This window comes from Rhizobium sp. SSA_523, assembly GCF_030435705.1.
GTDB lineage: Bacteria > Pseudomonadota > Alphaproteobacteria > Rhizobiales > Rhizobiaceae > Neorhizobium.
In genome coordinates this window covers 1,341,890-1,353,548 of sequence record NZ_CP129381.1, presented here as the reverse complement: position 1 = coordinate 1,353,548, position 11,659 = coordinate 1,341,890, and the positions used below count along the sequence as shown (strand labels likewise).

Below are 11,659 nucleotides of genomic sequence, written 5' to 3'. Positions count from 1 at the left end.
GGAGCGGATGTCCTGCCACGCAGCGCCGCTTTTCCAGGCATGCGGTCCAATCCGTCTTGACGATTTTCGAATTTATTTTGAAAGTTTTTTTTCAAAGCTTCTGGTGCCGTGTCTGCGGTTAAACTTGATTTCTATAGCTGTTTGGCTTCGCCGATATTGCCGGCCTGCGCACTTTTGGCCGGTGTTCTGCCTAAAAGATAAAAGCTGCATGATTTGTAGGCAAATGCTAATCCAAAACCGAGCCTGGCACTCTTTGCAAAATAAATTTCAGGGGTAAGCTGGTTTTCATTCGTATTCTCCACGAGAGACGCCATGACAGCCTTGACCTCATCCCACCTCACGCCTTCCTTCCAATCCGATCAACGGTTCGAACGACTTCTCGACGGGTTCAGGCCTTCCTTCGAATTCGAGCCGGTCGGCCCCTTGCCGGAAAGCGAGTTCGTCGATCGGCTGCGGCGCATTCGCCGTGAGGCTGTGGTCGCGGGCCACGATGTCATCCTGATCCATGCCGATTCGATCGGCTCCTATAAGGTGTCGAATTCCTATCTTCGCTATGTTTGCGACTGGGCGCGCGAAGGCGTGCTGGTCATCCCGACCGATGACGACCAGCCGCTGACGCTGTTTTCGATATTCAGCAGTTCGGTACTGCTTCCGCCGGCCGGCGAGCCGGTGCTGGTGGAAGATATTTGGCAGGTCGGCACCTGGGGGCGCGAAACCTATAACCGCCCCGGCAAGACCGTCGACAAGGTGAGCGATGCTGTCGCGGCCTTTCTGGAAAAGAACAAGCTTTCCTCGGCGCAGATCGGCATCATCGGCGATGCCACCTCGACCGGCTACTGGAACGGGCTCAAGACCAGATTGCCGAAAAGCGCCTTCGTGCCGGCCGAGCCGATCATCGACCGGATGCAGAAGGTCCGCTCGCCAAAGGAACAGGCGGTGGTGCGAGCTGCCGCGCAACTGGCCAGCATCGGCATCGAGGCGGCCTATCACGTCATCAAGCCGGGCGTGACCGATTTCGAGATCTATGCCGCTTTCACCTATGCGCAGATGTCAAGGGGCGGCGAGACCGGCGATGGTTACCAGATCGGCATCAACCGCTATGGCACCCATTGCGGCAAGCCCTATGGCCATATCGTGCGCGATGGCGATCTCATCAACCTTTACATTTCCGCCGTGATCTATCAGGGCTACACAGCCCAGATCGCCCGGATGATCGCGGTCGGCGAAATTACCGACAAGCAGGAGGACGTCCTGCAGATGTGCGTCGACGGCGTTGAAAAGGCCGCCGCGCTGGTCAAGCCCGGCACACTGATTTCCGACGTCGCCAACGCCTCCTTCGAACCTTATATCAGCCGTGGCTACCTGACATCCGCAGAAAGTCGCACCATGCCCTATAACTGGGTGTCGGAGGATGACGGCAAGCCTCGCCTCATTCCCCGCAAGCATGTGGTGGACGAGGACTGGGAGCGCCAGGGCCGCAAGCTGATGCATGTCTATCCCGCCACGCTCGGGCCGCATAATCCGAATGTCGGACATTCGGTGTCCATGCAGAAATTCCCGCCCTACAACATCCAGTCCAACAATCATGACACGCTGGAGGAGGGCATGACCTTCGTGCTGCATTCGCAATGGCTGGAGCCGGAAGTGGCCGGCTGCAATGTCGGCGATTGCTATCTCGTCACAGCCGACGGCCACGAAAACCTCAGCCATCACACGCCGCTTGCCCCCTACCGGGTCAAAGCCTGACGCTTACGAAAATTGCAATAAACCAATAAAAACAGACCCCAGAAGGAGAACTGACATGCTGAACTCCCCCTCGCGCCGCCAATTCCTCGCCACGGTTGCCGTGCTGGCCGTCGCATTTGCCTCTGCCGTTCCCGGCATCGGCCATGCCCAGTCGAAGGTCACGATCAAGATCGCCAATTCTCAATGGCTTGATGCATTGCGCGGCAAGAACCTTTGGGCCGCCATTGCCAAATACCAGGAGGTCGCACCGAATGTGACGCTGGAGCAGGTGGCCATTCCATCGGCCGAATTTGCTGACAAGCTGACCACGGAAATGGGTGCCGGCCAGGGTCCGGATATTGCCATCATGCAGGAAGGATTGTTCTTTGCGATGGCCGATGCCGGCTTCCTCGTCGATATCGGTGCGGCGACCGAGGGCGTGAAACTCAACAAGACCAATGACAATGGCATGATTGACGGCACGCGCTACGGGATTGCCTGGCAGCGCGCGGCCTATGCCTTGATCTACAACAAGCCTGTTCTGGAGGCCGCCGGCGCCAAGGTCCCGACCACGGTTGAAGAGCTGATCGCTTCTGCCAAGGCCGCGTCTGCCAAGACGCCCGGCGTGATCGGCTTCGGTGCCCGGCACCAGATCAACGATCTCAGCGGCTGGTACATGGACTTCCAGAGCTGGGCCTATGGCTACGGGGTCAACTGGACTGACGGGAACGGCAAGCTGACCGTCAACACGCCGGAAGCCGTCGCCGCCGTCACGGCCTTCAAGCAAACCTACGCCTCCGGCATCATCCCGGTCGGCGACAGCATGCCGACCCAGCGCACCCGCTTCAAGGAAAAGCACGTCGCCTTCTCGATCGACAATTCCGGCGGCACGCTGAACATCGCCTCGGGCGGTGCATTGGCCAGCAAGGATATTGGCGGTGCAGCCATGCCGTTCAAGAACCCGGGCGCCCACCAGCAGATCTTCCTTGGTGTCAGCAAGCACAGCGAGGTGCAGGAGGAATCGATCAAGTTCCTGACCTGGCTTTTGACCGAACCCGCCCAGAAGGCCCTTCGCGAAGCCTCCGGACCGGATGCTCTGGCAACGGACGTTCCCGTCAGCGACGATTATGCGGCGGCCAACCCCTGGGCGCCGGCCTTCGTCAAACTCGCGGAGACCTCGCGCAGCACGCTGATCCCCGGCTATGAGGTGGAAACCATGCAGATCATGCGCTTTGTCATGCAGGCAGTGGAAAAGGTCATCCTCTCGGATGCCGATCCGAAGACGGCACTGGACGAGGCGCAGGCCACGATCGACAAGCAGTTCTGATCCCGTCCCCGGAGCGCCCGGTCTTCAGGCGCTCCGACCCCCTGCCTCCATGGATCGGAACAACGGGTATGACAGGCCTTAAAATCCGCAGCGGCATGACGCGCCTCGTGCCCTATGCATTCATTCTTCCACCGATGATCTACCTGATGGTCTTCATGTTCTGGCCGCTTGGCCGCCAGATGTACATGAGCCTCACCAACACGCGGATCATCAATCCCAACCGAGGCCGTTTCGTCGGGCTCGGCAATTACGAGCGCCTGTTCGAAGACCCGGCCTTCTACCTCTCGCTGAAGACGACACTGGTCTATGCGGTGCTGGCGGTGATCTTCGGCGTCGCCCTCGGAACGATCTCTGCGCTTGCCATCGACCGTCCCTTCAAGGGTCGCCCGATCGTGCGCGCTATTCTGTTGTTCGGCTGGGCAGTGCCCAATGTCGCCGCCTCGCTGATCTGGCTGTGGATGTATAATGATCGCTCCGGCGTCTTCAACCGCCTGACGGAAATGCTCGGCGTCGGTCGCTTCGGCTGGTTGACGAGCGTCGATCTGGCGCTCCCGTCCATTCTTGCAACCACGGTCTGGCAGGTGGCACCTTTCGTCATGCTGGTCGTACTGGCCGCGCTGCAATCGGTACCGCAAGAGGTGAGGGAAGCTGCCCGCATCGACGGAGCCGACGGTTTGAGCACTTTCCGTGCCGTTACCCTGCCGCATATACGGCCGGCCATTCAGCTTGCCGCCCTTCTCGTCTGCGTCTGGTCGATCCGGCGGTTCGACATCATCTACCTGCTGACGGGCGGCGGCCCTGTGGGCACCACCAGCACGCTGGTGGTGAAGATCCGCCAGACGGCGTTTGAAAACCACGAACTCGGAATGGCCAGTGCCTATGGCGCGATTGGCCTGGTGCTGGCACTGGCGGTAGCCGCCATCCACTACGCCGTCGAGCAACGCCGCATGAAGTGGATGGGACGCTGATGACCATGAAGACCCTCACCCTCAAAACGCTGCGGTATCTGTTGATCGGCATCCTGGTCGTCATGGCCGGCTTCCCGGTCTACTGGATGGCCGCCACCGCGCTGTCGCCGAATGCGGAACTCTACGGAACAGGCCAGCGGTTCCTGCTGCAGCCGCAGAACATCTTCGGCCTGGTGACGGAACTCGGACAGGTGCCGACCGGACAGTGGCTGTTCAACACGCTGCTGATCGCAGCCGGCGGCACCGTGCTCAGCCTGACGCTGGGATCACTGGCCGGCTATGCCCTCAGCCGATTCAAGTTCCATGGCCGCGGCATTGTCGGCTTTCTGCTGTTCATGACGCAGGTCGTGCCGGAAGCACTCATCCTGGTGCCGCTCTATGCGATGTTCATCACCTTTGGGTTGCTGAACAGCCTGACCGGGCTGGTGCTTGCCAATGTCGGCTTCTCGCTGCCGGTTGCCTGCTTCGTCCTGAAAGGCGCCATGGATGCGGTGCCCTATGAGATCGAGGAATCGGCGATCATCGACAACTGCCCGCGCTTCAGCGTGCTGACGATGATCATCCTGCCCTTGATCGCGCCGAGCATTGCCGCTGCCGCCGTTATCTCTTTCTTCGCCGGCTGGAACGAATTCCTCTTCGCCTCCACCTTCCTGTCGGATCGGGCCAACTGGCCGGCCAGCGTCGGCCTTGCCTCTTTCGTCGGACAATACGAGACGCCCATGTCGGCTGTCATGGGAACCGCCCTGGTATTCTCGGTCCCGGCCATTGTCTTCTTCCTCCTCATTCAACGCAAGATCGTGGCAGGCCTCACCGCCGGCGCCGTCAAGGGATAATCCATGCCCGCTTTGACCTTCAACAACGTCTCGAAATCGTTCGGCGACAACACCGTCATCAAGGCATTCAATGCCGAGATCCACGACGGCGAATTCCTGGTCCTGCTCGGCCCGTCCGGCTGCGGCAAGTCCACGCTGCTGCGCATGATCGCCGGCCTGAGCGACATCACCTCCGGCCAGTTGCTGTTCGACAAGGCGATCGCCAACGATTGGGAGCCGAAACAGCGCGGCGTCGCCTTCGTCTTCCAGAGCTATGCGCTCTATCCCCACATGACGGTGCGCGAGAACATCGCCTTCCCGCTGATCATGGATGCCTTCAAGAAGTGGTATCACCTGCCGATCGTCAACATCATCGCCCGCCACCGGCTGATGCGGCGCAAGGCCATTGCCGAGCGAACGCTGCAGATGGCGCGTCAGCTGGAATTGGAGCCGCTGCTGGACCGGCGCCCTTCCGGCCTTTCCGGCGGCCAGAGGCAGCGCGTGGCACTGGCGCGCGCGCTGGTGCGCAATCCCGCGCTCTATCTGCTCGATGAGCCGCTTTCGAACCTGGACGCCAAGCTGCGCACCCAGATGCGCTCGGAGATCTCCGCGCTGCACCACAAGGTCGGGAAAACCTTCGTCTACGTGACGCATGATCAGGTGGAGGCCATGACCATGGCCAGCCGCATCATCATCATGGACAAGGGGATCGTCCAGCAGGTCGATACGCCGGACGAAATCTACGACAATCCGGCCAATGCGTTTGTGGCGAAGTTCATCGGCTCGCCGCCGATGAACCTCATCCCCGCCTCGATCCGCGCCGAGGGTCTGAAACTGGCCGGCCAAATCGCCGTCGCCCATAATGCCGCCATGCCCGCCCGCCGCGAGGCGACGTTCGGTATCCGACCGGAAAAAATCGAACTCAAGGCCGAGGGCGAGGGCCGCGTTCCCGCGCGCGTCTCCGTCATCGAACGGCTGGGCGCCGAGACGGTGATTGGCTGCAGCCTGATGACTAACAAAGCTTCCGACGAATTGCTGATCGAACAGGACCTCGTCTTCGTCCGCGTGTCCGGCAATCCCCGCATGCGGATCGGCGAGTCCTGCTCGCTGGATTACCGAGCCGAGGACGTGCTGTGGTTCGACAGCGACAGCGGCGAACGCATCCCTCTGACGTAAGAGATCCATCCATGCAGAATTTCCATGTTTCCGCCACCGGCCACAGCCTCAACTATCTGCCGGAATATGTCGCCGTCTGGCAGGGTTTCTTTGAGGAAGAGGGGCTGAACGTCACCGCCAGCGTGCCCTCGCCCTGGGATCTGGTGCTGAGCGATATCGGTGCAGGCAAGGCGCAGGCAGCGCTCGGCGGCATCTGGGTGCCGTCGATGTTCCATGGCCGCGGCAAACGCTATGTGCCCTTCGCGCAGGTTGCCGCCCGGGCGCCGCTGGCGGTCATGGGCCGAGAAAAGCCCGCGGATTTCGACTGGCAATCCATGCCCGGCAAAACGGTCGCGATGAAGGGCAGTAATGGCGCGAGCGTTGGCCTGTTCATGAAATTGCTGCTGCGCGAAAACGGTGTCGATCCGCGCAACGTCCGCTTCGTGCAGGATCTCGACGGCAAGATGCTGAGTGATCTTTTCGTAGGCGGGATGGGTGATTACCTGGTCATCGACTATCCCTCCGCCGTAACGCTGGAAGCGGCCGGCGGGGGCCATTTGGTGCAGGAATTGTCGATCACCGGCGGCAATGTGCCCTGGAGCGTCTATTACACGGATGGCGAGAGCGACGCGGCGCAGCTCGATACGCAGAGCCGGTTTGCCCGCGCGCTCGGGCGCGGCATGGACTGGATCATGGCCAATGATGCAGAGCGCTACCGCGATTTCCTCGCAAGCACGTTTCCGAAGTTCAAGCCGGATTTCCTCGTGAGGCTGGCGAATATCTACCGGGCCAACGGGATGTGGACTACGCCGCGTATCGATCCGGATGCCTATGCCCGTTGGCAGACCGGCATTCATGACGGCCACCTCACCACAGCGCCGATTGCCTATGACGCTCTGATCGACAGCCGGCCAACCGCCGCCCTCGCGACACGCTGACCGAAAGGACATGACGATGCGCATCGCCGTCATCAATCCCAACACAACCGCCTCCATGACGGAACGGATTGCGCAGGCAGCTCGCCGCGTTGCAAGCCCTGCAACCGAAATCATCGGCCGGCAGCCTGCAACCGGACCAGCGGCGATCGAGGGGCCATTCGACGGTGCGCTGTCTGTGCCGAGGCTGCTGAAGGAGATCGTCGCGGCCGAAGCGGATGGGGTTGATGCTCATATCATCGCCTGTTTCGACGACACGGGGCTGGATGCGGCCCGCGCCGTGGCCAGGAAACCGGTGATCGGCATCGGGGAGGCATCGTTCCACGCGGTCAGCCTTGTCGCCCACAGCTTTGCCGTTGTCACCACTCTGTCGCGGTCGGCGCCGGTGATCGAGGATAATATCAACCGCTACGGTTTTGGCCGCCGCTGCCGGAAGGTTTTTGCCACCGACATTCCGGTGCTGGAGCTCGAAAATCCCGCCAGCGGCGCGGTGGAAATGATCTCGGCCATGATCGTGAAGGCAAAGGACATGGGTGTCGAAGGCATTTCGCTCGGCTGTGCCGGCATGGCGGATTTCGCCCAGGGGCTGCAGCGTGAACACGCCATTCCCGTGGTCGATGGCGTCAGCGCTGCCGTTGGCCTGGCGGAAATGCTGGTGCGCTGCGGTCTGTCGACATCCAAATCCGGTATCTGGGCGCCGCCAACCCGGATGCACGTGCTCGGCAGTGACTGAGGGCAGAGGCTCAGCGGCCGGTATTGGTCTGCGGGGTCGAGACATCGTCCAGCAGCTTGACCAGCCGGTCGATCTTTTCGTAGCGCTTGAGGCTTTCCTCGCCCATTGCGGTCGCAACGCTCCAGGAGAGGTAGTTGATGATCGATAGCGCGGCCACGAAGGAGTTGAACGGCGAGGGCGACTGACAGCGGCAACGCAGCACATGCTCGGCCGCTTTGGCGCTGGCCGCAGCACTGAGGTCCGTGATCAGGACCGTGATGGCACCGGCCGCGCGTGCCTCCTTGATGATCGTCGGCAAGAGGCGTGGACGGCGGCGAAAGGCGATGACGAGCATGACATCGCCCCGAGCGATCGAGGCAATCTCGTGGGAATAGCTGGCACCGCCAGCCGGCAGGACCTGGACATCGTTCTTCATCAGCGTCAGGTAATGTGCGGCCTGATGGGCAAGACCGTAGCCACTGCGCAAACCCATGATCCAGACCCGTCGCGCCTTGACGATGGCATTGCTGACGGCTTCCAGCGTTTCCGGCGAGAGGCCTTCTGCGGTGGTTCGGATATTATCGATATCCATCTGCACGGTCGTGGCGATGGAGACCTTTTCCGACGGCGCCCGGTCTGGATCTGCAAGCCCGGCACGGGGCGAGCCCCAATGCTGGTCGGCGCGGATCTGCCGCTTCGCATCCGGATAGGTCTTGTAGCCGAGCGTGCGGATCAGTCGTGCGGCGGTCGCCTTGGAGACATCCGCCTTCAGCGCCAATTCTCCCGCCGTGTAGCTTGGCAATTCCATCTGATATTGCAGAAGGACATCTGCAAGGCGCTTTTCGGCCGGTGTGAAGGAAGAGTAGACCGCATAGATCCGCGCCTCGAGGGAACGGCTTGGCTGCTGCTTCAGGGAGGACTTGCCGGAGGATTTCACCAAAAACTTCCTTGCAGGTGGTCGCTCGCGCGAATCTATACGCACCTGCAGCTCAGGTCGACGCCCCAACGACCGAGTTTGCAACATAGGCAAATGTCTTACGCTCACGCCGGAGAGTCAGCGTCTTGCCTCAGCCCGACGCGCGCGGCCACCGGTCAACAACAGCGCGCTCAAGGCGGTCGGATCCAGCGGGCGGCCGAACAGATAGCCCTGGAGCTGCTCGCAGCCCTCGGCCTTCAAGCACTCGTATTGCTCAAGGTCTTCGACGCCTTCTGCCGTTACGATTGCAGAAAAACTTTTTCCCAGTCCGATGACGGCGCGTATGATCGCCAAATTCTCCTTCGAGGTCGCAATATCGGTGACGAATGACCGGTCGATTTTCAGCTTGTCGAAGGAAAATTTCCTGAGATAGGCGAGGCTGGAATATCCGGTGCCGAAGTCATCCAATGCGATGCGTAGCCCGAGGCTTTTCAGCTCTTTCAGGATCTGGATGTTGTCCTGACTGTCGGAGAGAAATACGGATTCGGTGATTTCGAGTTCGAGCCGATCGGGCGTGAGCCCTGATCGTGACAGGGCTTGGGCCACGCCGGCCGCCAGCGCAAAGCCCGTAAACTGCCTGGGAGACAGGTTGACGGCAACCTTGATCTCCTCCGGCCATTGCATCGCTTGCAGACATGCCTGTTCGAGAACCCACTGGCCTATCGGAACGATGAGGCCAGACGATTCCGCGGCCGGGATGAATTCGCTCGGCGAAATCGGCCCCAGCGTGGGATGATGCCAGCGCAGAAGGGCTTCGCAGCAGACGATCTTCTGCGTGAGCGCATCGACGACGGGCTGGAAGTTAAGGCAAAATTGGTTTTTTCGAAGGGCCGACTTCAGTTCATCGCGGAGCAGCCGCTCTCGATCCGCCTTTTCCTCCATCGAAGCTTCGTACAGCCGGGAGCCACCCTGGCCGGAGGACTTGGCAGCGTAGAGCGCCAGATCGGCGCGTTTGATCAGCACGTCCATCTTCGTGCCATGATCGGGGCTGAGGACCGCCCCCAGGCTGCAGCCGATGGACACGGTATGGCCATCGACCACGAATGGCTGTGTGATGGCCGAGACGACGCGTTCAGCAAGATGTCTGACGCTTTCCTCGCTGACGCCCTGACCGGTATGGACCATTCCGAATTCGTCGCCACCAAGCCGTGCAATAATGTCTTTCTCGCCTATGACGGAGAGTATCCTGCGAGACAATTGGCGCAGCAATTCGTCCCCCGCGTGATGGCCGAGCGTGTCATTGACCGCCTTGAAGCGGTCAAGGTCGATCATCACGAGAGCAAAGGGCGACATGCCGGCCAGCAATTGCTGCAGAGCCGTCTGAAAGGAATGCCTGTTCGGCAAATCCGTGAGAATGTCGTGCAGAGACAAATGCCGATTATGCTCTTCCACTTTCAGTCTCTCCGTCACGTCTTCGGAGATGCCGAGCAGGTAGCGGGGCGTGCCGTCCGCGTCTGGAACGCCGACTTTCTGCGTCCGGAGCGCTCGGATGCCGGCGGGCGTGACGACGCGTTCGTTTTCGATCGTCACCAGTTCGCCTGAGGCGACAACCTCCCGATCTGCATCTTGAAAGCGTTCGGCGTCGATCGCGTCGAACAGATCGAAGTCGGTCTTGCCGATCAGATCATGCCGGCTCACGCCCAATAGATCTTCGCCGGATCTGTTGAGGAGAACAAATCTGCCATTGTCTACCTCTTTGACGAAAACCATTGATGGAATGCTTTCGACGACGGCATTCAGGAAGATCTTTGTGCTCGCCAGCTCGCTTTCTGCTTCCTCTCGCTTTGTCACGTCGATATTGGCGACGACGACGCAGTCTTTGCCATTATGACGCAAGCGCCTGGCAAAGGTGAGAACTTTCAACCGCTCGCCCTGCGCTGTCAGATGCGTTCCGGCCCGGTCGGAATGATAAAATTCGCCGAATTCGGTAATCGTGCGGCGGATAGCCTCGCGTTCCTCTTGAAGCCGAATATCGAGAGCGTTCCTCGTCAAGGCGTCATGGCGGGAATAGCCGTAAAGGGCGCAGGCGGCATCGTTGAATGCCACGAAATTCAGCGTCTCAGCATCGAAGATCCACATGGGAATGGGGTTGCGGTCGAACAACAACTCGAAAGAGGCCTCACGCCGCTTGCGATTGGCGATATTGCGAACAATCACCCCCATGCAGAAACTGGTATCGCTCGTCCAGATGCCGGCCGAGAACTCGACGGGAATTGCGCCCGCGGTCTTGTGCAGGCCAATGGATTCAATGGGCGAGAATGATAGGAATTCGGTCTGGGTCCGTCTGAATTTCCGAACGACGGCCGCCATTTTCCGCTGCAGATTCGGCGGTAGAAGCCGGTCGATGGACGCGTTGATCAATTCGTCTTTGCTGTAGCCGAAAATCGTGAGCGCAGCACGGTTGGCATAAGTAATCGTTCCGGCGGCGTTGATGTGGAGAATGGCATCCGGAGAGGTGCGATTGAGGCACAGAGCAGCCCGCCGCATTTCGGAAAGGCGCTTCATTTCCATCTGGTCCATGGCCAGTTTCGCCAGTCCCCGCAGCGTTTCCTGATCCTCTGGCGAAAAATCCGGCCGTGGCTTCTGATCAATGACACAGAGGCTGCCAAGAACGTTGCCGTTCGACGTGATCAAAGGCGCGCCGGCATAGAAGCGGATGAAGGGCGCCCCGGTCACGAGAGCATTCGAGGCAAAACGGGGGTCCTCCAATGCGTCCGGTACGACGAGCACGTCCGATCCTTCAAGGGCGTGCGCACAGAAGGAGACATCCCGGGACGTCTCGCAAGGCTCGAAACCGGTCTGCGCCGCAAACCATTGAATGTCCGTCTCGACAAACGACAGCAGCGATGTCGGGACATTGAAGATTTTTGAGGCCAGACGAACGATGTGATCGAAGGATGCATTATTTCCGGAGCGCAGAAATCTGTATTTCACAAGTTCCTGGAGGCGTCTTGTTTCTTTCCCGGAAAACGTATGCTCTGACATGGCTTCTTTCACAGCGAGGCTCTTCGGCAAGCGCAGCAAGGCTTACGTCGATTGATTTAGTTAC

The 11,659-nt window shown here is 60.2% G+C and carries 10 protein-coding genes; 7 read left to right on the top strand and 3 right to left on the bottom strand.

Annotated features, from left to right (window positions below; genetic code table 11):
- Positions 1-131: 131 nt before the first annotated feature.
- Positions 132-314 carry a hypothetical protein gene (locus tag QTJ18_RS07400; RefSeq protein ID WP_252754089.1) on the bottom strand — a complete coding sequence of 61 codons (183 nt, stop codon included), beginning with the start codon at positions 312-314 and terminating at the stop codon, positions 132-134.
- Between QTJ18_RS07400 and QTJ18_RS07395 the strand changes: the two genes are divergently transcribed.
- The 7 genes from QTJ18_RS07395 to QTJ18_RS07365 all read left to right on the top strand — a co-directional run bounded on the left by QTJ18_RS07395 (position 313) and on the right by QTJ18_RS07365 (position 7,655).
- Entirely contained in the window at positions 313-1,746 is a 1,434-nt protein-coding gene (locus QTJ18_RS07395) for a M24 family metallopeptidase (RefSeq protein WP_252754090.1), read from the top strand. The genes QTJ18_RS07400 and QTJ18_RS07395 overlap by 2 nt on opposite strands.
- Before the next feature lie 55 nt (positions 1,747-1,801).
- A complete protein-coding gene (locus tag QTJ18_RS07390) occupies positions 1,802-3,052 on the top strand; it encodes an ABC transporter substrate-binding protein (protein ID WP_252754091.1) in 1,251 nt (416 codons plus the stop codon).
- A 68-nt stretch (positions 3,053-3,120) separates the two neighbouring features.
- Positions 3,121-4,020 (top strand): carbohydrate ABC transporter permease, encoded by a 900-nt coding sequence (locus QTJ18_RS07385; RefSeq protein WP_252754092.1) that lies wholly within the window; start codon positions 3,121-3,123, stop codon positions 4,018-4,020.
- Positions 4,020-4,853 carry a carbohydrate ABC transporter permease gene (locus QTJ18_RS07380; protein ID WP_252754093.1) on the top strand — a complete coding sequence of 278 codons (834 nt, stop codon included), beginning with the start codon at positions 4,020-4,022 and terminating at the stop codon, positions 4,851-4,853. The genes QTJ18_RS07385 and QTJ18_RS07380 overlap by 1 nt, the downstream gene beginning before the upstream one ends.
- Before the next feature lie 3 nt (positions 4,854-4,856).
- A complete protein-coding gene (locus QTJ18_RS07375) occupies positions 4,857-6,008 on the top strand; it encodes an ABC transporter ATP-binding protein (protein ID WP_252754094.1) in 1,152 nt (383 codons plus the stop codon).
- Positions 6,009-6,019: 11 nt separating this feature from the next.
- The gene (locus tag QTJ18_RS07370) at positions 6,020-6,925 is read left to right on the top strand and encodes an ABC transporter substrate-binding protein (protein ID WP_252754095.1); all 906 of its coding nucleotides are present in this window, start codon (positions 6,020-6,022) and stop codon (positions 6,923-6,925) included.
- Between the two features lie 16 nt (positions 6,926-6,941).
- Entirely contained in the window at positions 6,942-7,655 is a 714-nt protein-coding gene (locus QTJ18_RS07365; protein WP_252754225.1) for an aspartate/glutamate racemase family protein, read from the top strand.
- A 10-nt stretch (positions 7,656-7,665) separates the two neighbouring features.
- Here the strand turns inward: QTJ18_RS07365 and QTJ18_RS07360 are convergent, their stop codons facing one another.
- Together QTJ18_RS07360 and QTJ18_RS07355 are read right to left on the bottom strand one after the other, a co-directional pair.
- Complete coding sequence (locus QTJ18_RS07360; protein WP_252754096.1) at positions 7,666-8,571, bottom strand: MurR/RpiR family transcriptional regulator; 906 nt, start codon at positions 8,569-8,571, stop codon at positions 7,666-7,668.
- Positions 8,572-8,688: 117 nt separating this feature from the next.
- Positions 8,689-11,595, bottom strand: a complete 2,907-nt coding sequence (locus tag QTJ18_RS07355; protein ID WP_289852146.1) for a bifunctional diguanylate cyclase/phosphodiesterase — start codon at positions 11,593-11,595, stop codon at positions 8,689-8,691.
- Between the last annotated feature and the right edge of the window lie 64 nt (positions 11,596-11,659).